18 protein-coding genes, 3 tRNA genes and 1 pseudogene are annotated in these 23,006 nt (G+C 66.9%); 13 read left to right on the forward strand and 9 right to left on the reverse strand.

Annotated elements, in window-relative coordinates; genetic code table 11:
• A partial coding sequence (locus tag H5393_RS12505; RefSeq protein WP_182766944.1) for an IS3 family transposase occupies positions 1–212 on the forward strand: 212 nt, incomplete at its 5' end.
• Between the two features lie 192 nt (positions 213–404).
• Positions 405–728 (forward strand): annotated as a pseudogene (locus H5393_RS12510) (transposase); the annotation flags it as partial.
• Here the strand turns inward: H5393_RS12510 and H5393_RS12515 are convergent.
• On the reverse strand, positions 715–1,026 hold the full coding sequence (locus H5393_RS12515; RefSeq protein ID WP_182767034.1) for a hypothetical protein: 312 nt from the start codon (positions 1,024–1,026) through the stop codon (positions 715–717). The pseudogene H5393_RS12510 and the gene H5393_RS12515 overlap by 14 nt on opposite strands.
• A 70-nt stretch (positions 1,027–1,096) precedes the next feature.
• Positions 1,097–3,358, reverse strand: a complete 2,262-nt coding sequence (locus H5393_RS12520) for a catalase (RefSeq protein WP_182766945.1) — start codon at positions 3,356–3,358, stop codon at positions 1,097–1,099.
• A gap of 692 nt (positions 3,359–4,050) precedes the next feature.
• Here H5393_RS12520 and H5393_RS12525 point away from each other — a divergent pair.
• The 4 genes from H5393_RS12525 to H5393_RS12540 are packed head-to-tail and all read left to right on the forward strand — an operon-like array spanning position 4,051 to position 10,752.
• Complete coding sequence (locus H5393_RS12525) at positions 4,051–5,622, forward strand: type I restriction-modification system subunit M (protein ID WP_182766946.1); 1,572 nt, start codon at positions 4,051–4,053, stop codon at positions 5,620–5,622.
• Positions 5,619–6,824: a restriction endonuclease subunit S gene (locus H5393_RS12530; protein WP_182766947.1), complete on the forward strand. Its 1,206-nt coding sequence runs from the start codon at positions 5,619–5,621 to the stop codon at positions 6,822–6,824. The genes H5393_RS12525 and H5393_RS12530 overlap by 4 nt, the downstream gene beginning before the upstream one ends.
• Entirely contained in the window at positions 6,821–7,732 is a 912-nt protein-coding gene (locus H5393_RS12535; protein ID WP_182766948.1) for a GIY-YIG nuclease family protein, read from the forward strand. The genes H5393_RS12530 and H5393_RS12535 overlap by 4 nt, the downstream gene beginning before the upstream one ends.
• Positions 7,729–10,752 carry a type I restriction endonuclease subunit R gene (locus H5393_RS12540; RefSeq protein WP_182766949.1) on the forward strand — a complete coding sequence of 1,008 codons (3,024 nt, stop codon included), beginning with the start codon at positions 7,729–7,731 and terminating at the stop codon, positions 10,750–10,752. Before H5393_RS12535 ends, H5393_RS12540 begins: the two co-directional genes overlap by 4 nt.
• Positions 10,753–10,771: 19 nt before the next feature.
• Here the strand turns inward: H5393_RS12540 and H5393_RS12545 are convergent, their stop codons facing one another.
• From H5393_RS12545 to H5393_RS12560, 4 genes are all read right to left on the reverse strand, one after another.
• Complete coding sequence (locus tag H5393_RS12545) at positions 10,772–11,818, reverse strand: hypothetical protein (RefSeq protein ID WP_182766950.1); 1,047 nt, start codon at positions 11,816–11,818, stop codon at positions 10,772–10,774.
• Between the two features lie 338 nt (positions 11,819–12,156).
• Positions 12,157–12,339 (reverse strand): helix-turn-helix domain-containing protein, encoded by a 183-nt coding sequence (locus tag H5393_RS12550; RefSeq protein WP_182766951.1) that lies wholly within the window; start codon positions 12,337–12,339, stop codon positions 12,157–12,159.
• A gap of 240 nt (positions 12,340–12,579) precedes the next feature.
• Entirely contained in the window at positions 12,580–13,719 is a 1,140-nt protein-coding gene (locus tag H5393_RS12555) for a site-specific integrase (RefSeq protein WP_182766952.1), read from the reverse strand.
• A gap of 207 nt (positions 13,720–13,926) precedes the next feature.
• A tRNA-Arg gene (locus H5393_RS12560) sits at positions 13,927–14,002 on the reverse strand.
• Positions 14,003–14,132: 130 nt separating this feature from the next.
• Here H5393_RS12560 and H5393_RS12565 point away from each other — a divergent pair.
• Together H5393_RS12565 and H5393_RS12570 are read left to right on the forward strand one after the other, a co-directional pair.
• A complete protein-coding gene (locus H5393_RS12565) occupies positions 14,133–15,620 on the forward strand; it encodes a DNA-3-methyladenine glycosylase 2 (protein ID WP_182766953.1) in 1,488 nt (495 codons plus the stop codon).
• A complete protein-coding gene (locus H5393_RS12570) occupies positions 15,617–16,096 on the forward strand; it encodes a methylated-DNA--[protein]-cysteine S-methyltransferase (protein WP_182766954.1) in 480 nt (159 codons plus the stop codon). Before H5393_RS12565 ends, H5393_RS12570 begins: the two co-directional genes overlap by 4 nt.
• Before the next feature lie 61 nt (positions 16,097–16,157).
• Here the strand turns inward: H5393_RS12570 and H5393_RS12575 are convergent, their stop codons facing one another.
• Both H5393_RS12575 and H5393_RS12580 read right to left on the reverse strand, forming a co-directional pair.
• Positions 16,158–16,574, reverse strand: a complete 417-nt coding sequence (locus H5393_RS12575; RefSeq protein ID WP_182766955.1) for an ACT domain-containing protein — start codon at positions 16,572–16,574, stop codon at positions 16,158–16,160.
• 110 nt (positions 16,575–16,684) lie between these two features.
• Positions 16,685–16,778: transfer RNA gene (locus tag H5393_RS12580), tRNA-Ser, on the reverse strand.
• Between the two features lie 87 nt (positions 16,779–16,865).
• Between H5393_RS12580 and H5393_RS12585 the strand changes: the two genes are divergently transcribed.
• Complete coding sequence (locus H5393_RS12585; RefSeq protein WP_182766956.1) at positions 16,866–18,725, forward strand: LCP family protein; 1,860 nt, start codon at positions 16,866–16,868, stop codon at positions 18,723–18,725.
• A 7-nt stretch (positions 18,726–18,732) separates the two neighbouring features.
• Here the strand turns inward: H5393_RS12585 and H5393_RS12590 are convergent, their stop codons facing one another.
• Positions 18,733–19,173: a hypothetical protein gene (locus H5393_RS12590; protein WP_182766957.1), complete on the reverse strand. Its 441-nt coding sequence runs from the start codon at positions 19,171–19,173 to the stop codon at positions 18,733–18,735.
• 44 nt (positions 19,174–19,217) lie between these two features.
• Here H5393_RS12590 and H5393_RS12595 point away from each other — a divergent pair.
• The 4 genes from H5393_RS12595 to H5393_RS12610 all read left to right on the forward strand — a co-directional run bounded on the left by H5393_RS12595 (position 19,218) and on the right by H5393_RS12610 (position 22,927).
• A tRNA-Ser gene (locus tag H5393_RS12595) sits at positions 19,218–19,305 on the forward strand.
• Positions 19,306–19,418: 113 nt separating this feature from the next.
• Positions 19,419–20,234, forward strand: coding sequence for a pseudouridine synthase (locus H5393_RS12600; RefSeq protein ID WP_209455241.1), 816 nt, complete (start codon positions 19,419–19,421; stop codon positions 20,232–20,234).
• 75 nt (positions 20,235–20,309) lie between these two features.
• The gene (locus H5393_RS12605; RefSeq protein ID WP_182766958.1) at positions 20,310–22,154 is read left to right on the forward strand and encodes a M15 family metallopeptidase; all 1,845 of its coding nucleotides are present in this window, start codon (positions 20,310–20,312) and stop codon (positions 22,152–22,154) included.
• Positions 22,151–22,927 carry a hypothetical protein gene (locus H5393_RS12610; protein WP_182762853.1) on the forward strand — a complete coding sequence of 259 codons (777 nt, stop codon included), beginning with the start codon at positions 22,151–22,153 and terminating at the stop codon, positions 22,925–22,927. The genes H5393_RS12605 and H5393_RS12610 overlap by 4 nt, the downstream gene beginning before the upstream one ends.
• Positions 22,928–23,006: the final 79 nt, after the last annotated feature.

The following is a 23,006-nucleotide window of genomic DNA, read 5'->3' on the forward strand; positions in this document are numbered from 1 at the left end:
ACAAGACCGAACTGGTCCGCGGTCCCGCCCGGCCCGGTCCATGGAAGAGCGTCGAGGACCTCGAGCTCGCGACCCTCGGGTGGGTGCACTGGCACAACACCACACGCCTACACGGATACCTCGGCGACCTCCCACCCGCCGAGTTCGAGAACGCGTTCTATGCTGAACAAACCGACCATCAACAGCTGGTAGGAATCAACAACAGCTGGTAGGAATCAAATAGGGCGAGTCTCCATCAAACCCAGTGCGATTCAGCTTGCCTGCAGGAAGTACGGGTCGGACAAGTTAAGTCCCTCATAGTGGTGTAGTCCCGCAGTGGCCGTGACCGTCGATGACGGCAGGGCGGTCACCGTGGGATCCTTCGAGTTCATCTCTCACAACTCTCTCAAAGGAAATCAACCACGATGACCGCTCCTCACATTGTCGACCCTGCTCACGTGCTCAGCAACCTCCTCACCGAGGCTTCGCCGGACATGATGTGCAGCCTGCTGCAGACGATGATCAACCAGCTCCTGTCCGCCGATGCCGATCTGGTGTGCGGCGCCGAATGGGGCCAGCCTTCCACGGGGCGGGTGGCGCAGCGCAACGGCTACCGCCACCGGCCCCTCGATACCCGTGTCGGCACCGTTGATGTCGCCGTCCCTAAACTCCGCACCGGGACCTACTTCCCCGAATGGCTGCTGGAGCGCCGCAAACGTGCCGAGGCGGCGCTGATCACGGTGCACGCGATTCCATCATCCCGCGATAGCGGGTGGCCACCGTCTTGGGCGCGAAGAAGCGCGCGATCTTGCTGCGCTGCTGCCGGTGCGGTTGGCCGTCCACGAACAGGATGGGTTGATCGGCCATGGTGCCGTCCGGGATGGATTCGGAGTTGAAGCCGGCCTGCGTGGTGGCGTCGCGCTCCCTGAGGATCTGGCGGACGGCATCGGTTGAACGCACCCGCCAGACTCCGTCGAAGCATTCCACGCTGGGGGAGGTGGCCTCCCCCGGTTCGACGGAGATCCGTCGGCAAGCACCGTCGCTCATCTCCTCAGCCTGCTTCGGGCCGCCCCGCTCCGTTCGGATCCACCGATCCGAACGGAGCCGGAGCCCGGGATCAGCTGGCCGGCGCTGGGGCGGGGAAGCGCTCCCACACCCGATGGCTGGCCAGGAGGCCGGCCAGCCCGGCCACCACATCGCCGGCCTCCCCGGTCAGCACGCCCGGCGCATCGAGAGGGACTCCGGCGGCCGTCAGCACCTCCCTGGACCCCGGCTCGACGCCGATCGCCTTGCAGTGCCGGTACATTTCGGCCACCAACTTCACCACCCGCGGATCGACGGGCTGGCCGACGGTGTCCTGGCCTGCCTTGGCGTCGAACGTCGGAAGGGCATCCGGTGCAGGCTCGGGCGCGTCGACCACCATCAGTGCGTCGAACTCGATGGAAGCGGCGGTGAGGAACGTGCGATCCACCACCACGTCGCCGAGCTTGCCGCCATGCGGGGCCGTGACGAACGGCACCATCCCCGCGGCCATGACGGCATCCTTGGCGGCGGTGATCGCCTTCGGCGGTGTGTCGGCGTCGACCACGAGAGCCACCTTCCGCCCGGTCACCGGCCATTTCTCACCCACCTGCGACAGCGCAGGGCTGGGTTCCACGTCGGCCGGCGGAACCGTCGGCTCAGGCACCGGCAGGCCGAGACCCTGCGCCACCTGGGCGCACAGATCCGCGTCGATGTTGGCCAGGCATGCCAGTTGGCGCACCTTGATGGCCTCCTCGTAGCACTTGCCGAGTTCGAAGGTGTAGGCCCGCGCCAGGTGCTGCCGCTCTACTGGGCTGAGGGAACGGACGAAGAGCGTCGCCTGGCTGAAGTGATCCTCGAAGCTCGCCGGGCGCTCCCGCGTCTTGTCGCCCGCCACCGGCGTGGGGATGTCGATGAATCCTGCGTCGTCCTCGGTGGCCTCCGCAGGGTTCCCGCCGTCGAGGGAGTTGGGCTTGTACGGCGCGACCCCGCCGTGCACGGCGTGCTGGTGGAAGCCGTCGCGGAACATGTCGTTGACTGGGCAATGGGCCCGGTTGATGGGTATCTGGCTGAAGTTCGGGCCGCCCAGCCGGGTGATCTGTGTGTCGACGTAGGAGAACAGCCGCGCCTGCAGGAGCGGGTCGTTGGTGAAGTCGATACCGGGCACGAGGTGAGCGGGGTTGAACATCACCTGCTCGGTCTCGGCGAAGAAGTTGATGGGCCGCCGGTTGAGCGTCATGGTGCCGATGATCTCCACCGGGCACAGCTCCTCGGGCACGAGCTTCGTCGGGTCGAGCAGGTCAATGCCCTCGAACGTCTCTTCCTCGGTGTCCGGCATCACCTGCACGCCGAGGTCCCAGGACGGGTAGGCGCCCGCGTCGATGGCGTCGTAGAGGTCGCGACGGTGGAAGTCGGGGTCGTTGCCGGCGGTGAGCTGGGTCTCTTCCCACACCTGCGAGTGCACGCCCTGTCGCGGCTTCCAGTGGAACTTGACCAGGCTGGTCTCACCGGCGTCGTTCATCAGGCGGAACGTGTGGACCCCGAAACCCTCCATCATCCGATACGACAGCGGGATGCCGCGGTCCGACATGTTCCAGGCCGTGTGGGCCTGCGCCTCGGTGTGCAGGGACACGAAATCCCAGAAGGTGTCGTGCGCGCTCTGCGCCTGGGGGATCTCCTTGTCAGGTTCGGGCTTGACCGCGTGGACGACATCGGGGAACTTGATGCCGTCCTGGATGAAGAAGACCGGCATGTTGTTGCCCACCAGGTCGTAGTTGCCCTCAGAGGTGTAGAACTTCGTGGCGAACCCGCGGGTGTCGCGGACCGTGTCCGACGACCCACGGAACCCGACGACGGTCGAGAACCGCACGAACGTCGGCGTCTCGACCCCCTTCTTCAGGAACGCGGCGCGGCAGATCTTCGTCGCGCGCCCGTTGGCCACGAACACGCCGTGCGCGCCGGTGCCACGGGCGTGGACCACCCGCTCCGGGATGCGCTCGTGGTCGAAATGGGTGATCTTCTCCCTCAGGTGGTGGTCCTGCAGGAGAATCGGCCCACGGGGCCCGGCCTTGAGCGAGCGGTCAGTCTCACGAAGCCGCGCGCCCACCGACGTCGTGAGGAACTCGCCCTGCTGGCCCACCGCCTCCGGAGGCGCCCCGGTGGGGGCTCCCGTCGGGGTGACCGTGTCGGGCCCCTGCTGTGAGGGCTTGGGCGGGGGCGGCGCCGTGGGGGCGGTCGGTTCCTCCACGGCCGGGTTCTCGACACCGGGGCCGGGCGGCGGAACGGAGAGGGCGCCCTCGTCGACGGCGGCCTGCTGGGGCTTGGCGGACTTCTTCGCGGGAGACTTCTTCGTGGCCATGCGCGACTCTCCTTGATCGGGCGCCTGACGGCTGGATCCGACGGCGTTGGGGATCGGTCGAGTTTAATCAGGGGATCGGCTCACCGGCGGGCGTTCATCCCGCCAAGAACGCGTGCAAAAGGGTGGCTGACATGACATGAAGAAAGGCCTAGCCGGTCATGGACCGGCTAGGCCTTCCGCTGGCGCGCTCGGCAGGATTCGAACCTGCAACCTTCTGATCCGTAGTCCCCGCGTTTGCTGTTCGGCAGCGTTCGCTTGTGTCCGATATTACCCCTCTGACAATGCCAGATGCTGGGATAACGTTCTAGAGCGTTCGCAGGGGTACACACTGGTTGCCCCCATCGTTGCCCCCATGCCACTGCCCTCCTACGCCACTCCACGGCGCGTGGCTCGCCAGGCCCACGCCCCACAAGAGAGGCGATTCATGGCTCCGCTGTTCGCCCACTCTCGGCAGGATCCGCCACGCTTTAGGCCTCTAGCCGTGCTCGTTAGTAATAGGCCAGAAGTTCCGCGTTTGCCTGATTGGACGAAGAGGCCTCTTAGTAACTGTTAGCCCTGCATCCCACATGGTGCGTCGGCACAGCGGGATCGAGCAGCACGCACCTGCCGGGAGCCCCTGGGCCCGCCGGTCACTGGTCATCGCTAGGGTGGGCCTCACCGAGCCACCGACGACCAGGGAGGGACGACGCCACATGGCCCCCACTACCAAGGAAGCCCAGCGCGCTGAGTTACACAAGACCATTTGGCGCATCGCGAACGACCTGAGGGGCAGCGTCGATGGCTGGGACTTCAAGAGCTATGTGCTCGGCATGCTGTTCTACCGGTTCATCTCCGAGAACCTCGCCTCGTATCTCAACGGGTTCGAGCGTGACGCGGGCGTGGCTGGATTCGACTACGCGGAACTGAGCGACGACGCGGCAGAGTTCGGGCGCGAAGTCACGGTCGCCGAGAAGGGCTTCTACATCCTGCCCTCCGAGCTGTTTGTGAACGTGCGTGCCCGCGCGAAGCACGACGCCAACCTGAACGAGACGCTCGAGCGGGTGTTCACCAACATCGAGGGCTCCGCGCTCGGCACCCCCAGCGAGAACGACCTGAAGGGCCTCTTCGACGATCTCGACGTCAACAGCTCCAAACTCGGCCCCACCGTCGCCCGCCGCAACGAGAAGCTGGTCAAGCTCCTCGACGCCATCGGCGACCTCCCCCTGGGCAACTTCGAGGACAACACCATCGACCTGTTCGGTGACGCCTACGAGTACCTGATGACCATGTACGCCTCCAGCGCCGGTAAGTCCGGGGGCGAGTTCTACACCCCGCAGGAAGTCTCGGAACTCCTGGCCCGCATCACGGTGGTGGGCAAGACGTCGGTCAACAAGGTCTACGACCCGGCAGCCGGATCCGGATCGCTGCTGCTGAAGTTCGCCAAGGTGCTGGGCAAGGACAACGTTCACAACGGGTTCTACGGCCAGGAGATCAACCTGACCACCTACAACCTGGCACGGATCAACATGTTCCTCCACGACATCAACTACGAGAAGTTCGATCTGGCCCACGGCGACACCCTCACCGACCCCGCCCACTGGGACGACGAGCCGTTCGAAGCGATCGTGTCCAACCCGCCCTACTCCATCAAATGGGACGGCGACGCCAACCCCCTGCTCATCAACGACCCCCGCTTCTCCCCCGCCGGGGTCCTGGCCCCGAAGTCGAAGGCCGACCTCGCCTTCACCATGCACATCCTCAGCTGGCTGGCCGTCGACGGCACCGCCGCCATCGTCGAGTTCCCCGGCGTCCTCTACCGCGGCGGCGCGGAACGCAAGATCCGCCAGTACCTGATCGACAACAACTACATCTACGCCGTCATCCAACTCCCCCCAGACCTGTTCTTCGGCACCACCATCGCCACCTGCATCATCGTGCTGAAAAAGTCGAAGACCGACAACCAGGTCCTGTTCATCGACGCCTCCGCCGAATTCACCCGCGCCGGGAACAAGAACAAGCTCACCGACCCCCACCAGCGCCGCATCCTCGACGCCTTCACCGCCCGCGTCGACGAGGCCCACTACGCCACCCTCGTCACCGCCGACGACATCGCCGACAACGACTACAACATCGCCGTGTCCTCCTACGTCGAACAAGAAGACACCCGCGAAGAGACCGACATCACCGCCCTCAACGCCGAGATCGCCCGCATCGTCGCCCGCCAACAGGAGTTGCGGCTGGCAATCGATGAGATCGTCGCCGACCTCGAAGGAACCGACGCGTGAGCCGCATTGACGACCTCATCGAGGAGTTGTGTCCAGATGGTGTCGAATTCAAACCACTCGGAGACGTATGCACCGTCTTTAATGGTTATGCCTTCAAGGCGGCCCTGTTCAATTCAGATCATATCGGACTACCGGTCGTTCGCATTCGCGATGTGAATACAGGCTTCTCCGACACATTCTACTCAGGCGAGTTCGATGAGAGGTGGATCGTTGAACAGGGCGACATTCTCATCGGGATGGACGGCGATTTCCGCGTGAACCGATGGAAGTACGGTCGAGCGCTACTCAACCAGCGGGTCTGCCGGTTGCAGAGCTTTTCTGCCGAGATCATGCCCGACTTCGTCTACTACCAGATTCAAGAAGTACTGGATCGGATTCACGCATCGATCACTGGGTCGACCGTCAAGCACCTCTCATCCCGGGAGCTGGAGTGCTCGCGCGTCCCGGTCCCTCCGATTGAGGTGCAGCGCGAGATCGTCCGCATCCTGGATCACTTCACGGAGCTGGAGGCGGAGCTGGAGGCGGAGCTGGAGGCGCGGCGTTCACAGTATGCGCACTACTCGACGGCCATGCTTTCCATGGCAGAACACGCGGCATCGGGCATCACACTCGCTGACGCTGTGTCGCTGATCATCGATCACCGAGGCAAGACGCCCCGGAAGCTTGGAGGTGACTGGAGCAAGAACGGTCACCGTGTTATCTCAGCACTCAACATCAAAGCCGGGAGCGTTGACGATAACGACCACCACTACATCGACGACACAATCTTCGCCAAGTGGATGCGCGAGCGGCTACTCCCAGGTGACGTCCTGCTTACATCTGAGGCCCCACTTGGCGCACTAGCCTTCATAGACCGTGAGGTTGACTGGGCGCTGGGCCAAAGGCTCTTCGCTTTGCGGCCACGACCGGATGTTCTTGAGGGGCGCTACCTGTACCACCTCTTGAGGATGGGCCCACCGCGCCTAGAGCTGATGGCTAGGGCAACTGGTTCGACGGTCGCGGGAATCCGGCAGGCAGAACTGGTCAAGATCAAACTCTCTCTGCCGAGCCTTCCCGAACAGCGACGCGTTGCTCGGACACTCGATTTGTTGGAGGCACTCACACACGGGCTCGACGTCGGCCTGCCTGCGGAACTCGCCGCCCGTCGTCGACAGTATGAGTACTACCGCGACAAGCTACTCACCTTCGAGGAGAAGCGATGAACGGCAAACACATCGAACTCTTCCTGGTTGAGGGCATTCCTGGTGGAGTCACGACCGCGGAGATCGCCGGCTGGACCGGGCACGTGCTCTCCGGTCCACGAGCTGACCTGGCCGACATCCTCAAGCGCGACGAGGCCCAGCGCAACGGGGCCTACTTGCTTCTCGGCGACGACGATGACGCCGTCGGGGGCGTGAACTGCTACATCGGCCGCACCGAGAACTTCCGCAACCGGTTCAAGGATCACAAGGCCAAGAAGGAGTTCTGGGACCGGGTCGTCCTCATCACCGCCAAAGATGACGGTTTCAACGAGGGCCACTGGGGCTACCTCGAGGCACGGCTGGTCGACCTGGCGAGGCAGGCCGCCCGCGTCACGCTCCGCAACGACAACACGCCCCAGGGCCGCAAGCTCTCCGAGGCCCAGGCCTCAGACATGGAGTCCTTCCTGAACCACCTGCAGATCATCTTGCCGGTCCTCGGGGTGAACGTGATCCGCACCCGCACCGCCCCCCAGGTGGAGCCCACACCGTCCACGGACTCCCCCGTCTTCACCCTCACCCGGCCCCACCTGGGTGTTCAGGCGAGGGCACAGCTGTTCGGTGATGAGTTCACGATTCTGGCCGGGTCGTTGGTGGTGGGTGCCTGGTCGGGCACCGGGAAGGCGCAGAGCACGCAGCGGGCATACGCCTCATACCGTGCGCAGCACCAGAAGTTGGTAGCGGACGGCTCGATCGTCGTCGAAGGCAAGGTGGGGCGCCTGACCCGTGACGTGCCGTTCACGTCGCCGTCGACCGCTGGCGCTATCGCGCTTGGCCGTTCCTGCAACGGGCGGGTCGAGTGGGTGTGGGAGGGCGGCACCTACGCTGCGTGGGAGAACCGGGGCCTTCCGGAAGCGACGGAGGGGATGTGACGGGGGCGACGCATTTCGAGCCGATCGCGATCAGTGCGGAGAGCACGGTGGTGGCCGAGTACCCGGCCGAGGCGTCGTCGGCTACGGGGTATCAGTCGGAGGCCGAGCTGGAGCGGGAGTTCATCCGGATCCTGGAGTCGCAGGCCTATGAGCGCCTTCACGTGCACAGCGAGGCCGATCTGGTGGCGAATCTGCGGCGCCAGTTGGAGGTGCTGAACCAGATCACGTTCTCTGATGCGGAGTGGGAGCAGTTCTTCACCAGCCAGGTGGCCAGCGCCAACGCGGGGATTGTGGAGAAGACGGTCACCATTCAGGAGGACCACGTCAAGCTGTTGCGCCGAGACGACGGGTCGACGAAGAATGTGCGGTTGATCGATAAGGAGCACATCCACAACAACAGGTTGCAGGTCCTGAACCAGTACGAGACTGGTGTCGGCGACGGTGGCGGGGCGCACGCGACGCGCTACGACGTGACGGTCCTGGTCAACGGGTTGCCGTTGGTGCATGTGGAGTTGAAGCGTCGAGGCGTCGACATTCGGGAGGCGTTCAACCAGATCGACCGCTACCAGCGCGACTCGTTCTGGTCCGGCACGGGCCTGTTCGAGTACGTGCAGCTGTTCGTGATCTCCAACGGCACCCTGACGAAGTACTACTCCAACACCACCCGCCGCCAGCACCTGGCTGAGGCGTCGGGGTCGAAGCGCGTGACGAAGACGTCGAACTCGTTCGAGTTCACCTCCTGGTGGGCGGATGCGAGCAACCGGCCGATCCAGGATCTGCCCGCGTTCGCGAAGACGTTCTTCGCCCGGCACACGCTGCTCAACATCCTGACCCGCTACTGCGTGCTCACCTCGGACCGGCTGCTGCTGGTGATGCGGCCCTACCAGATCGTCGCCACCGAGAAGATCCTCAGCAAGATCCAGATCGCCACCAACTACAAGCAGCTCGGCACCCTCGCCGCGGGCGGGTATGTGTGGCACACCACCGGCTCGGGGAAGACGCTGACCAGCTTCAAGGCCGCCCAACTCGCCACCCGGATGCCTGGTGTGGAGAAGGTGCTGTTCGTCGTCGACCGCAAGGACCTGGACTACCAGACCATGCGCGAGTACGACCGGTTCCAGAAGGGTGCGGCCAATTCCAACACCTCCACGGCCGTGCTGAAGAAGCAACTGGAGGACCCGTCGGCGCGGATCATCATCACCACCATCCAGAAGCTCGCCACCTTCATCGCGGGGAACAAGGGCCACGAGATCTACAGCGGCCACGTGGTGATCATCTTCGACGAGTGCCACCGCTCCCAGTTCGGCGACATGCACACCGCCATCACCCGGGCGTTCAAGCGCTACCACCTGTTCGGCTTCACCGGCACCCCGATCTTCGCCGCCAACTCCGGCACGGGTGGCAATCCCCAGCTCCGAACCACCGAGCAGGCCTTCGGCGAGAAGCTGCACACCTACACAGTCGTCGACGCGATCACCGACAAGAACGTGCTGCCGTTCCGCATCGACTACGTCAACACCGTCCAGGTCGGGCAGGTCGTCGACAAGCAGGTCTCCTCCATCGACACCGAACGGGCCCTACTCGCGCACGAGCGGATCGCCAAGGTCGTGGCCTACACGCTGGAGCACTTCGACCAGAAGACGAAGCGGTCGCAGGCCTACACACTGGGCGCGAAACGCGTGCGGGGGTTCAACGCACTCTTCGCCACGGCGTCCATCGACGCGGCCCGCCGCTACTACAACCAGTTCCACCTCCAGCAACAGGACCTCCCGCCGGATCAACAGCTCAAGATCGGGTTGATCTACTCCTACGCCGCAAACGAAGCCCTCGACGACAGCGTGATCGACGAGGAGGGCTTCGACACCTACGGCCTCGATGCGTCGGCGCGCGACTTCCTCGAGGACGCCATCCAGGACTACAACGACCTCTTCGGCACCAGCTTCGACACCTCGGCCCAGCGGTTCGAGAACTACTACAAAGACCTGTCGATGCGGCTGAAGAACCGCGAGATCGACCTGGTCATCGTCGTGAACATGTTCCTCACCGGCTTCGATGCGACCACGCTCAACACGCTATTCGTGGACAAGAACCTGCGCGCCCACGGCCTCATCCAGGCCTACTCCCGCACCAACCGAATCCTCAACTCGGTCAAGACCTACGGCAACATCGTGTCGTTCCGGGACCTGGAGCAGCAGACCAACGACGCCATCGCCCTATTCGGCAACCGCGACGCCCGCGGCGTGGTCCTTCTCAAACCGTACGCTGACTACTACGCCGAGTACGGCGAGAAGGTCACCGAACTGCTGGACCGCTTCCCCCTGCACCAGCAACTGATCGGCGAGGGCGAGGAGAAGGCGTTCATCGGCCTGTTCGGCGCCATTCTCCGCCTGACCAACATCCTGACCGCATTCGACGATTTCGCCGGAGAGCAGTTGCTGACCGACCGGCAGAGCCAGGACTATCGCAGCCGCTACCTCGACCTCCACGCGCAGTACCGAGCAGTCACGGACTCCGAACGGGAGACCATCAACGACGACGTGGTGTTCGAGATCGAGCTGGTCAAGCAGGTGGAGATCAACGTCGACTTCGTCCTCATGCTGGTCGAGCAGTACCGTCAGCAGCGCGGCGACGGCGACGACAAGGAACTGCGCGCCACCATCACCCGTGCCGTCGACGCGTCTCCGTCCCTGCGCAGCAAGAAGGACCTCATCGAGGAGTTCGTCGACTCGGTGTCGACGCAGGGGGAACTAGACCGCGAATGGCAGACCTATATAGTCGCCCGCCGCGACGCGGAACTCCAGGCCATCATCGATGAGGAGAGCCTCAAGCCAGCAGAAACCCGGAGCTTCGTCGACCACGCCTTCGCCGACGGTTCCCTCCAGACCGCAGGGACCTCCGTCACCAGGATCCTCCCTCCGGCCTCCCGCTTCGCCGCAGCAGGCGGAGGCCACGCCGAGAAGAAGAATCGAGTGCTGGCCCGCCTGGGAGCCTTCCTGGAGCGCTTCCTGGGGCTCGGATAGGTAGGCGCCGAAGGGGGCTCTATCCAGCATCGGCCGTTTCATCGTTGCTGTCCACGAGCTGCGTGACGGAAGGATGGCCTAGCGGCATCAGGCGGCCTTCGACAAGGTCTAGGTACTGCTCGGGCTCCCCCAGGAGCTCGACCGGCATGCCCGGTGTCAGCCCGAGCTTCCTGGCGTCAGCTTGGAACCTCTTGTACTGAGCTGGGGTGAGCACGTCCTTCGCCATCCCGGCTGCAGCGAGATGGAGATCTCCGAGCATCCTCCGCTGCTGCAGTGCTTTCAGGGGCCTGAGAGCTGTCATTATTCCGGAGCCTCCCGGAAGTGGGGAACCCCACCTGACGGCGTGCCAGCGGGCCTCCAAGGCCTTCCAGGAGGCCTCGGTGGAGACATCCCTGAGCTTGGTCAGCCCGTAGGTCTTGAGCCTGTGGCCCTGCAACTCCGCCTCGAACCTGAAAAGCCTGCCGTCTCCTTCTGTCACGGAACATTCGATGGACCGGTTGGCCAGTTCAGCCTGCTTGTCGTAGAGCCGGTCTTGGCCACTCCGTCGGGTGGAGTTGGACAAGGTCCAGCCCGCGGTGCTGTTGGTGTGCTCGGCTCGGCTGCGTCCGTACCTGCATGGGATCGCGGGCAGCACACGCTTGATGAGTGCGGCATCGCTGACGATGAAGTTGCGGGCAACATCCAGCCGCTTGATCGTCACCCGCCCAGGCCAGTCCTCCTCCCAATGCTGCAACCCGCCCCGGCCGGTGTGGATGAAATCGGGACCGGAATAGCGGCTCACTTCCCTGATGACCCCCTCAACGACCTTCTGCAGGTCTGCGACAGGAAGGAGGCGGGTGGATTTGCCGTGGATCAACCGCGCAGCGTTGAACTCCACATGGCAGACCTGATTTTGTGCGAAGAGTGTGACGCGTGCATTGCCATTCGGAAAGTGCACGAAGCCGATGTGGGTCTCGTCTTCGACGTGGGTACCCGGGCGGATCTGGCTACTGGTCCTTGCCCAGAACGCGGCATGAGTGAGGGACTGGTTGGGGTCCACCCGGAAGGAGAGCTTGACGGTGTCCACTCCCCAATCGGTACGGAGACTGTCTACCCCCGCTCCCGCATCATGCTCCTCCTCCAGATCGTGTGGAGACTGGAGTGCTGCATGGCGTTCCTCCATACCTCCGGCAATCGTCCTTTCCCTGTCATCCTTCGTGGCTCTGTCAGTAAGGGAAGGTGGACGGTTTTTGTCCACATGGACGGGGGTGGACGCACCTGGTGCTGCGGAGCCGATCGGCTCGACCACGGTGGAAGGCAGGTACAACGAGGATGCAAGTGTGTTCATTGTTCGCTCCAATCGGCGATTGGCGCGTGATCCATGTGCCACTGAAGTGGCGTGCTCCGAGTGCGCGGTGGGTTGGTTCAGTGGGTGGTGTGACGGAGGGCGTCGAGAAAGGTCTGCAGCGCGTCGGCGGGGATCCGGGTGGAGTTCCCGATCTTGACCTTCTCCAGGCTTCCCTGGTTCAGGAGTTCGTAGACTCGGGTTCGACCGATGCTGAGGAGGGAAGCGGCCTCTTTCACGGTGTAGAGGAGTGGTGCTGGCATAGGAGCGGTGCCTTTCGTATGGCGCATGTGGGTGTACATCCATGACACCGCAGCTGATCGCGGCTGTCCGCGTAAACCCATCTGGATTTCTTCGCTCCTCCTGCTGGGACTCTGGCCACTGCCCGCCGAGCGCTGGATTGCCCGTGTATGAAGCCTGGCAGGCTCTCCGGGTCCGTCCACTAAAGGGTGGGGGGTACCGGGCCTACGGAGTCTGGTCTAACCGAGGAGTCGGAAGGTCGCTCAAGCGGTCAGTCGCGCGGCAACGTTGGTAATCCCAAGAGCGCCGTCAGCGGGGGTGAGGTGGCCGTAGATGTCGACGGTCGTGCGGATGTCCGTGTGCCCCATGACCTGCTGCACGATATGCATACCCACTTCCTGGAGCAGCAGGGTCGCTGCCGTGTGGCGGGCGGCGTGCACTCGCACAGGCGGCAGCCCGGCAACTTCCAGCAGCTTGTACCAATGCTTGCGATCGTTGGCCGCGTCGATGGGGGTTCCCGCCGAGCTGACGAGCACGTAGCCGTCAGGGTTGTAGGTGCCCCCAGAGCGCAGCAAGATTTCCTTCTGCTCAAGCCGGAGCGCACGCAGGGCGTCCACCAGAGGTTGCGCAAGGTGCAGCGTCCGATGCGACCTGACCGTCTTGGGCGTGGAGCGGACCAGCCCCTTCCCCGTCTGCCGCTGAAGGCTGGCCCTGACCACGAGGTGCGGGTTCGGAGCGTCCAGCTCGACGTCCCGCCACTGCAGGGCGAGGAATTCTCCCTGACGCAAGCCCAGCGTCAACGCCAGGAGGAGGCGCACACGGGCCTGTACATCTTCGGGCGCGAGGGACCTCATCAGTTGTTGAGCCTGGCCCTCGGTCAGTGCTTGGATCCGCGCGCTGTCCTTCTTCAGGTGGTGGGCCAGCCGCACGGAATTGGCGAGGAGGTCGCCGTGACGGATGGCCATGTCGAACGCCTGGCTCAAGATGGTCCGGGCCTGGTGAATCGTGGAGCGGCTCAGCCCCTGGACGGTGCCCAGCTCATGCTGCCAGCGCTCGACGTCGGCGACCCTGACCGCGGTCACCTTGCGCGTACCGAAGTAGGGGACCAGGTGACGGGAGATGGAGCCCTCGTAGCCAATGCGGGTCTTGTACTTCAGGTCCGGGCTCCTCAGGTCCATCCAGTGCTGCAGCAGTGCGGCGACGTTCTTCGGCTGCCCGAGCCGACGCGCACCCAGAGCTGCCTCGCTCTTTCGTTCCTGCCACTTCCTGACGGCCTCGCCCTTGGTCTTGGCCGAGACCTTTCGCCTGATCGGGCCCGAACCTTCTTCGATGTAGCCCTGGACGTACCACCGCCCATCGCTCTTGTAGATCGAGTCCTCGCCGTTGCCGCGCTTGCCAGCCATCTCTTGCCCCTCGTGTCCGGCGGCCCCGGATGGAGCCGCTCTCCTATGGACGATGCCGAACAAGAACTGCGGTGTCTGGGTCAACCGAGGTCAACTTCGTGCGCCTTCACGAGCTGGTTGCCCCCATCGTTGCCCCCATCAATGCGAAAAGAGGCCCCCGAGGGAGCCTCTCATGCCTCCCAAATGGTCCTCACTTGGGGTGATGCTTGGCGCGCTCGGCAGGATTCGAACCTGCAACCTTCTGATCCGTAGTCAGATGCTCTATCCGTTGAGCCACGAGCGCTTGGGCAAGAAGAGACTATACGCGGTTCTTCGCCGATTCGCCAAAACGGGGCCTGGTGCACGGAAATCCGCGTCACCGTCGTGTCGCATTCCTGCTAGTTCAGGCAGTCGTCGTCAGTCACACTGGAGGCATGCACACCGACGAAGCCGCCTGCCTCAGGGCGATCCGCGCGAAGGACGCGCGCTTCGACGGGGTGTTCTACACTGGCGTCACGTCCACCGGCATCTACTGCCGGCCCTCCTGCCCGGCGCGCACCCCGCAGGCCGGCAACGTGCGGTTCTACCCCACCGCTGCGGCCGCGCAGGCCGCCGGGTTCCGCGCATGCAAGCGTTGCCTCCCGGGGGCGGCCCCGGGGTCGCCGGAATGGGACGTGCGCGGCGACACCGTCGGCCGGGCCATGCGCCTCATCGACGACGGCGTGGTGGACCGGGAGGGCGTCCCGGGGCTGGCCGCCACGCTGGGCTACTCGCCGCGCCAGTTGCAGCGGCTCCTCGCCGACGGCGTGGGCGCCGGGCCCGTCGCTCTGGCCCGCACGCGGCGGGCGCACACCGCGCGCACCCTGCTGGAGGCGACCGACCTGCGCCTCACGGATGTCGCCTACGCGTCGGGCTTCTCCAGCCTCCGCTCGTTCAACGCCACGATCGCCGAGGTGTACGCCGCCACCCCCACCGAGCTGCGCGCCCGCACCCGACGGCGGCCCACGCCGTCGAGCGGGGGCCTGACCTTCGTCGACCTCACCCTCCCCACCCGCACCCCCTTCTGCCCCTGCAACGTGTTCGGCCACCTCATCGCGACCGCGATCCCCGGCGTCGAGTCCTTCCACGACGGCGCCTACCACCGGACCCTGCGGCTCCCCTCGGGCTACGGGGTGGTCTCGCTGTGGCCGGCCGCCGCCGGTGGCGTCCGCGCCCGCCTCGGGCTCACCGACGTCTCACAACTCCCCACCGCCATCTCGCGGGTGCGGCGCCTGCTCGACCTCGACGCCGACCCCGTCGCGGTCGCCGACCACCTCGGCCGCGACCCCCACCTGGGCGCGCTCGTGCGGAAGCATCCCGGTCGCCGGATCCCTCGCAGCGTCGACGGTGACGAGTTGGCCGTGCGGATCGTCCTCGGGCAGCAGGTGTCCACCGCTGCGGCCCAGACCCACGGGGCGCGGTTGGTCGCGGCGGTGGGCGCCGCCGTCGAGACCCCCGTCCCGGGGCTCACGCACCTGTTCCCCACCGCCGAGGCCGTGGCAGAGGTCCCCGACTCGGCGCTGGCCTTCCCGGACTCGCGCCGCCAGACGCTGCGTCGGCTGGCCCGCGCGCTGGCCGGGAGTGAACTCGATCTGGGTGTCGGGGCCGACCGCGCGGAGGCCCGGCGGACGCTGGCCGGCCTGAAGGGGATCGGCCCCTGGAGCATCGAGATGATCGCGATGCGCGGGCTCGGCGACCCCGACGCCCTCCCCGCCACGGACCTCGGCGTCGTCCGCGGCGCCGAGGCACTCGGCATCAGCCCCGCCGGCCACGACTCCTGGCGCCCCTGGCGCAGCTACGCCACGCAGTACCTGTGGGCCCTCACACCCCACGCCGTCAACACCATCCCGGGCCGTCCGGCCTGCCACCCGGAGGATCAATGAGCACCTACAGCATCATGGACAGCCCCATCGGCGCCCTCACGATCGTCGAGCGCGACGGCGGGCTGGCGGCCATCTACATGGTCGAGCACCGGCACGCGCCCGGCCTGGAGACGTTCGGCGAACGGGTGGACGACGCCCTCCCCGAGGTCACCCAGCAGCTGCGCGAGTACTTCGACGGTGAGCGCACCGACTTCGACCTGCCGCTGAACCCGGTGGGCACCGAGTTCCAGCGCTCGGTGTGGTCGGAGATGGCCGCCATCCCCTACGGCGAGACGCTGACCTACGGCGACATCGCCGCGGCGCTGGGGAACCCGTCGGCCTCGCGTGCGGTCGGCACGGCCGTGGGCCGCAACCCCATCAGCATCGTGGTGCCCTGCCACCGGGTGGTGGGCAGCTCAGGGAAGCTCATCGGCTACGCCGGGGGCGTGGACCGCAAGGAGTACCTCCTGGCCCACGAACGCGGGCTGACCCGGTAGCTGTCCTTCAGATGTGGTCACCCCCACCGATGCGGGCACGGTGACCCCATCTGGAGGGCGTTCACGGGGTCGAGGTGAGCCGCTCCAGGACCTCGAGCGCGCCGGGGACGCTTTCGACGGGCACCAGGAGGTGGTCGTGGTGCAGCCCGGCCAGCATGTTGCAGCTGATCCCGGCCCCGGCGAGGGCGGTCGATACGGCGGCGGTCAGCCCCACCGCCTGGAGGGACGAATGCACCTCGAGCGTGATCCAGCCGAAGACGCCGTCGAACTGCTTGTCGTAGTCGAGCGCCACCTCCTCCTCGAGGATCAGCGTGCGGCCCTCCTCCTCCACGATCACGGCCTGGGCCTCCACCTCGAGCGCCTCCCAGTCGTAGTCGTCGAGGGTGTCGTCGGCCCGGAGCACGTAGACGAAGCGCCCGTCGCGCACGGAGGGGGAGAGTTCGCGCAGCATCGCGCCGAGATCAGTGAGGCCAGCCATGGGCATCAGCCTAGGGCCGCGGGCGGGAAGCACAGTGGCGCGGAGCGTCACGCCGGCGGGGTGAAAGCCCCGGAGACGCAGAAACCCCCGAGACGGGGGTTCTGGTTCACTGGCGGAGGTGGCGGGATTTGAACCCGCGATCGAGTTGAAGCTCGAAACCCGCTTAGCAGGCGGGCGCCATAGACCGGACTAGGCGACACCTCCAGTGCCGAACCAGCCTAGCCGAGCACAATGGTGAGCGCCAAAACAGTGCGGGTTACACTGGCGCGCAGGACCACCCAGGGAGCATGGATGAGCGACGACAAGCCGCGACGGGGCTACAGCCTCGGCGACGAGCCTGATTTCGACCTGCCCGAGGAGGGCTCGGAGGAGACGTCGGCGCTGCACCGCTCCCGCCTGGAGGATCACAGCTGGTTCCGGGCCAGCGCCAAGCCGACGCCCGTCCCGCAACGCGCCCTGCAGGCCCGCGACGAGTGGGCCGACGTGCCGTTCGGTGAGGAACCCAAGCCCCGTCCCACCGCGAAGCCGCGCCCCACTCCCCCGGCTGTGACGCTCGGCGGTACCCCCATCGCAGAGCCTGGCGCGTCGCTGCATCCCGACGAGGTGAAGCGCCGCAAGCTGCGCACCTCCCTGCTGCTCACCGCCGCGTCGACTGTCCTGCCCGGCTCCGGCCTGCTGGGCGCGCCGCAGCGCTGGTTGAAGGTCGTCGGCGCGGCCACCGCGCTGGGCTCCCTGGGCCTGGGCCTCTACTTCCTCAACTGGGCGCTCCGCGACACCGCCAGCTTCGCCAGCATCGCCGTCGACCCCGACTTCCTGAACCGCGCCAGCGTCTCCCTCATCGTGCTGGGCCTGGTGTGGGTGGCGCTCATCGCCACCACGCACATCGCCACCCGCCCCGGCGGCCTCCAGCACGGGCGCAGGCTCCTGGGCGCCGCCATCGTGGCCGCCCTGGCGTTCGGCGTCAGCGCGCCGTCGGCGTTGGGAGCCCGCTACTCGCACGACCAGATCATGCTGGTGGAGAGGGTCTTCGGCCCCGGCGGCGACACCGGCGACGGCGGCGTGCAGTCCACCTCGCGCCCCACGCTGGCCACCGAACCGCAGGTGGACCCCTGGAAGGACGTCCCCCGCGTCAACGTGCTGCTGCTGGGCGCCGACGGCAACGAGGCCCGCGCGGACGAGGTGGAGAAGTACAGCGTCCGGACCGACACCATCATGGTGGCCTCCATCGACACGGCCACCGGCGACACCCTCCTGGTGCAGATCCCCCGCAACGTGCAGTACACGCCGTTCCCGGAGGACTCCGAGATGGCCGAGGCGTTCCCCAGGGGCTTCCGCGGCGAACCAGAGGCGGAATGGCTGGTCAACAGCATCTGGGCCAAGGTCGAACTCGACTACCCCAACCTGCTGCAGGGCAACACCTACCGCGGCGCGGAGGCCCTGAAGGAAGGCGTCGAGGGCATCACCGGCCTGGAGATCGACTACTTCATGATGCTCGACATCGACGGTCTCCAGCAGCTCATCAACGCCATGGGCGGAGTCGTCGTCAACATCAACGAGCCGCTCCCGAAGGGCACGGCCACCAACTGCCGCGATGAGGACCGCTGCCTCATGCCCGGCCCGGACCAGCGCCTCAACGGCTACGACGCCATGTGGTACGCCCGGAGCCGCAAGACCACGTCGGACTACTCCCGCATGGCGCGCCAGTCGTGCCTGATTGACGCGGTGATCAAGCAGGCGAACCCCGCCACGATGTTGACCAGCTACGAGGGCATCGCGCAGGCCGCGTCCCACATGGTCACCACCGACATCCCCCAGCGCGACCTCAAGGCCTTCGTGCAGCTGGCGTTCCGCGTCAAGGACGCCAAGGTGCAGCGGCTGGTCTACTCGCCGGGCAAGAACGGCTACTCGTACGCGGATCCGGATTTCGAGGCGATGCGCCAGTCCGTCGAGGACGCGCTGAACCCGCCGTCGCCCACGCCCACAGCGGTCGCGCCCACGTCGGTTGCCCCCACCTCGGCAGCCCCCTCGACGCCGGCGCCCGCCGAAGAAGAGACCACGGCGTCACCGTCGCCCTCCGGCACGCCGGAGGAGTTGCAGGAGGGTGCGCAGACCGTCGCCGACGCGTGTGCGTGGAACGGCGAAGCCGAGTAGTCGGGGCCTAAATTCCCTTGACCGTGCGGAGACGCTCGCGGAGATCCGTGACGACATCGTCGACCTGCTTCGGGTCGTTCCCCGGGAACATCAGGTAGGTGGCCCGCTCGTGCCCGTGATGAATGGTCACCCGGGTGCCGCTCTGGGTCTGGGTGACCTTGCTCACGTCGAGCCAGCGGCCCTCGCCCTCGACCTCGCGGCCGCGCACGCGGTAGCCGTCGTCGTCGAACGTGACCTCCACCGCCAGGCGGCTCATCGACGTGAAGGCCAGCACCAGGAGGACCAGCCCGGTCACCATCACGACGCCTCCCAGCACCGCCCAGAGCACGTGCCAACCGGAGCTCAGCGACGCGACCAGGAGCAGCGCGCCCAGCAGGCTGCTCACGGCGGCGATCGCGAAGGCCCGCACAGGGGGACGCGGCTGGATGAGGTAGACCGTCTCAGGCATGGGCTGAGCCTACCTGCCGCCACCCGCTACCATGGTGGGGCACTGGCGAGGTCGCATAGTGGACTAGTGCAGCCGCCTTGAAAGCGGCCGAGTGGCAACGCTCCGTGGGTTCGAATCCCACCCTCGCCGCCAATTCGGAGGAGAACATGCCACCCAGGTCGCCGCTGCCGCCCCGTCACGGGCTGCAGGCAGCGTGGGTGCGCACCCCGGACAGGGATCCTGACAACGCCCTCCCCTGGCCCACCATGCGCGAGTGGCTCGTCCATAAACTCGCCACCTCTCCGGAGGACGTCGACGAGATGCTCGCCCGCGGCGCGTTCGTCGACGACCGAGGCCGGCCGTGGACCGGGCGCGAGGTCTACCGCCCGCACACCTTCGTCTGGTTCCACCGCGAACTCCGCGACGAGGCGGAGGTGCCCGGCGAACTGACCGTCCTCCACCGCGACGAGCGCATCGTCGTGCTGGACAAGCCGCACTTCCTCTCCACCATCCCCCGCGGCCGGCACGTGGTGCAGAGCGCCGTGGTCAAGGCCCGCCAGGCGTTGGACCTGCCGGAGCTGTCCGCCGCGCACCGCCTGGACCGCGGCACGGCCGGCGTGCTGCTGATGACCACCGAGAAGCGCTGGCGCGCCGCCTACCACTCCGTGTTCACGGAGCGAACGGCGGTGAAGGTGTACCGGGCCATCGCCCCGTTCGACGAGGGGCTCAGCTTCCCGCGGCGGGTGGAGTCGCACCTCATCAAGCGCGTCGGCACCATGCAGGCCGAGACCCTGGAGCGCGAACCCAACGCCTTCACGGAGATCGACATCGTCGAGGTGCGCGGCAGCCACGCGCTCTACGAGGTGCGTCCGCTCACCGGGAAGACCCACCAGATCCGCGCGCACTTCGACCAGCTGGGCATCCCCCTCCTCGGAGACCCCCTCTACCCGGACGTGCTGCCCACGGAGATCGACGACTTCTCCACCCCGCTGCGCCTGCTGGCCTATTCGTTGGAATTCCCGGATCCGGTCGACGGCGAACCCCGCCGGTTCGTCTCCCGACGCAGCCTCAATTGGTCCTGACAAGCACCTCCACCGGCTCGAGGTCAGTCACCACAAGGGGATGACGTGATCCGGTGCCGCTGTTAGGGTGACGTGATGAGGTGGCCTCTGCGACGACGACGTGCCTTGGGCTCCGGCCTGCTGGGCCTGCTGATGGCGCTCGGGTTCCTGATCGTCCCGGTGAGCGACACCGCTGTCGCGCTGGACGTCTACACCACCCCCGGTACGCACACCCTCAATGGTCGACAGTGGCGCACCACCTGCGAGCCGTACTCCTCCACCGTGGAGCGGTGCCGCACCGAGATCCAGGCAACCACCGTCACCTACAGCGCGGGCCGCTACGTCGAGAAGTACGGCTGGACCTTCAACAACCTCACCTACAAACCCTCCCCCCGGGCGCAGTGGGTGGGCAACGTGCTGGCCACGCCCGGCGAACACACCAGCGGCGGGCGACGCTGGAAGACCGAGTGCGACACGCAGTGGACCGGCCGCGGGGCCTGCCGGTCGTCGATCTGGATGACGACGTACACGCGCGGCTCCTCGGGCGGCTACGTGGCGCGCGATCAGTGGGTGTTCAACAACATCGTGCGCTTCACCGACTCCGGGGTGGTCGCCTCATTCTGTGAGCCGGACTCGGCGGTCGGCGGCCTTCGCTACACCGATCCGGGGGCCGCTTCAGGAAGCCCGGAGCCCTCGGACGCAGTCGCCGTCCCAGGAAGCCCGGAGCCCTCAGAGCCAGGTGCCGCTACGGAGGGCACCGCCCCTGCGACTGCGGCTCAGGACACAGCCGAGCCGCTCGTCGAGGCGACCCAGCAAGCGTTGGCCGCATCCGTGACCATCCGGTCGGTGCAGCACCCGGTGTATCCCACGGGAGTGCTCTACGACCGGCTCGGCGACATCGAGGTCACCGGGACGGTCAGCGGCGGCGACGACGGGGCCGCGGTCGCCGTCGAGCTGCGCGACGCCGCGGGTGTGGTGCGTTCCTCCTCCACCGCGACCCTCAGCGGCGGCGCCTTCACCGCCAGGCTGGCCGGCGGGTTCGTCGGCCAGGCCACCCTCGTCGTCACCTCTGCGGGAGGCGAGGCGACCCGCGCGGTGGAGCTCCGCCGCGCCGACGTCAGCCTGACCTCCGCCACCCGCATCGACCCGCTCGGCACGGCGACCATCACAGGCCGCGTCGCCCCCGGCATCGGCGACCTCCTCGTCCAGGCCTACGCGGCGGTGCCTGGCGGCTGGTTCAAGACCGGCGAGGCGCGGACCACTTCCGACGGCAGCTACCAGCTGACCTACCGGCACGGGCTCGGCACGCTCGGCACCACGCAGGTCAGGATGTGCGCCAATCTCCCCTGGGGGTCCACCATCCCCAGCAGCGCGTCGCTGGGCATCGAGCGGGCCCGCATCGCCAACCCGGTGATCTCGAACACCACGGCCGCCGAGGTGTCGGCCACGTACCGCAGCGGCTGCCCCGTGGGCCCCAGCGGCCTGAGCACCATCCGGATCAACCAGCAGTCGATGGACGGGCGCGTCTACCGGGGCGAGATCATCGTGCGGCGCTCGCGCGCGGCGGAGGTCGCCGAAGTCTTCCGGCGCACGTTCGAGGCCGGCTTCCCGGTCTACCAGATGACCAATCCAGACGTGTTCGGCGGCGACGACTTGGCGATGATGGCCGCCAACAACACCTCGGGCTTCAACTGCCGCACCGTGGTGGGCAACCCGTACGCCATGTCGCCGCACAGCTACGGCTATGCGGTCGACGTCAACCCGTGGCAGAACCCGTACCGCGACCCCACCGGGAAGTGGCACCCCAGCACCGCGTACGTGCAGCGCACCCCCGTCGTGCCGGGCATGCTCACCACCACCAGCGCCCCGGTGAAGGCGTTCCAGTCGCACGGCTGGAGCTGGTTCTCCGGGTGGGACTGGCACCATTTCGAGAAGCGATGAGCGCCAGGTTCGCGCGGCACTCGGCGCTCGCGGTGGCAGCGCTGCTGTCGGCGTGCGCCCCGTCCCCGGAGACGCCGGAACCGACGGTGGTCCCACCCACGCCCAGCGCCTCGACGGCCGCCGGGCCCACCTCCACGCCCAGCGCTGAGCCCACCGTCGAGCCCTCCCCGTCGACCGCCACGCCGACGGTGGACCCGAGCCCAGCAGGAACCCCGGCCTCGAGCGCCGCTGCGGGAACCGCCGCCCCGCCCTCGGAGCCGCCCCCGGCGCCCACCGCACCGGCGCCCAGCACTGCCGGCGGGCTCGCCCCCGGTGACGTCGCCACGGCCGAGGGATGGCGGCCCACCGCCAGGCCCGGCAGCCCCGACGAGGGGTTCATGGGCAACGACACCTGGGTGCACGCCACCTCGCCGGAGCACTCGGCCTACGCCGCCGTCGCGTTGGGCTGCACGGAGATCCGCCCCTACCCGCAGCCCGTGGCGGCCCTTGAGGGCAACCTCAGCGACGACGCAGGCAACGCCGGCGTGGGCCTGACGCTCGAGTTCGCCACCGCCACCGACGCCTCGGCGTACTTCGCCGAGTGGCTGCGTCAGGCTGAGGCCTGTGTCGGCACCGTCACGGAGAAGGTCAGCGCCACCGACGACACCTGGGTGGGACGCCGGAACCTGGGCACCGTGTGGTCAGAGACCGTCGGAGTCAGGGGCGACCAGGTGCGCCTCCTGATCGTCGACTCCCCCGACGCCGACCTCACCGGCGCACTCGGGACCACCTGAACCTCACCTCGGAACCCACTGCCCTGAGCACAGCGGTCGGCCCCACCCCGCCCGAAGGAGGGGTGGGGCCGACCGTTCG

The sequence above is a fragment of the Tessaracoccus sp. MC1756 genome, assembly GCF_014164735.1.
In the GTDB taxonomy this organism is placed as follows: domain Bacteria; phylum Actinomycetota; class Actinomycetes; order Propionibacteriales; family Propionibacteriaceae; genus Arachnia.

What these genes read in the sequence shown, in the direction of transcription:
- H5393_RS12610 (WP_182762853.1), top strand. Translation starts at nt 22,151, where the DNA reads ATGAGCGCCAGGTTCGCGCGGCACTCGGCGCTCGCGGTGGCAGCGCTG.
- H5393_RS12600 (WP_209455241.1), top strand. Translation starts at nt 19,419, where the DNA reads ATGCGCGAGTGGCTCGTCCATAAACTCGCCACCTCTCCGGAGGACGTC.
- H5393_RS12550 (WP_182766951.1), bottom strand. Translation starts at nt 12,339, where the DNA reads ATGCCAGCACCACTCCTCTACACCGTGAAAGAGGCCGCTTCCCTCCTC.
- H5393_RS12555 (WP_182766952.1), bottom strand. Translation starts at nt 13,719, where the DNA reads ATGGCTGGCAAGCGCGGCAACGGCGAGGACTCGATCTACAAGAGCGAT.
- H5393_RS12585 (WP_182766956.1), top strand. Translation starts at nt 16,866, where the DNA reads ATGAGCGACGACAAGCCGCGACGGGGCTACAGCCTCGGCGACGAGCCT.
- H5393_RS12565 (WP_182766953.1), top strand. Translation starts at nt 14,133, where the DNA reads ATGCACACCGACGAAGCCGCCTGCCTCAGGGCGATCCGCGCGAAGGAC.
- H5393_RS12570 (WP_182766954.1), top strand. Translation starts at nt 15,617, where the DNA reads ATGAGCACCTACAGCATCATGGACAGCCCCATCGGCGCCCTCACGATC.
- H5393_RS12605 (WP_182766958.1), top strand. Translation starts at nt 20,310, where the DNA reads ATGAGGTGGCCTCTGCGACGACGACGTGCCTTGGGCTCCGGCCTGCTG.
- H5393_RS12535 (WP_182766948.1), top strand. Translation starts at nt 6,821, where the DNA reads ATGAACGGCAAACACATCGAACTCTTCCTGGTTGAGGGCATTCCTGGT.
- H5393_RS12520 (WP_182766945.1), bottom strand. Translation starts at nt 3,358, where the DNA reads ATGGCCACGAAGAAGTCTCCCGCGAAGAAGTCCGCCAAGCCCCAGCAG.
- H5393_RS12575 (WP_182766955.1), bottom strand. Translation starts at nt 16,574, where the DNA reads ATGGCTGGCCTCACTGATCTCGGCGCGATGCTGCGCGAACTCTCCCCC.
- H5393_RS12590 (WP_182766957.1), bottom strand. Translation starts at nt 19,173, where the DNA reads ATGCCTGAGACGGTCTACCTCATCCAGCCGCGTCCCCCTGTGCGGGCC.
- H5393_RS12515 (WP_182767034.1), bottom strand. Translation starts at nt 1,026, where the DNA reads ATGAGCGACGGTGCTTGCCGACGGATCTCCGTCGAACCGGGGGAGGCC.
- H5393_RS12525 (WP_182766946.1), top strand. Translation starts at nt 4,051, where the DNA reads ATGGCCCCCACTACCAAGGAAGCCCAGCGCGCTGAGTTACACAAGACC.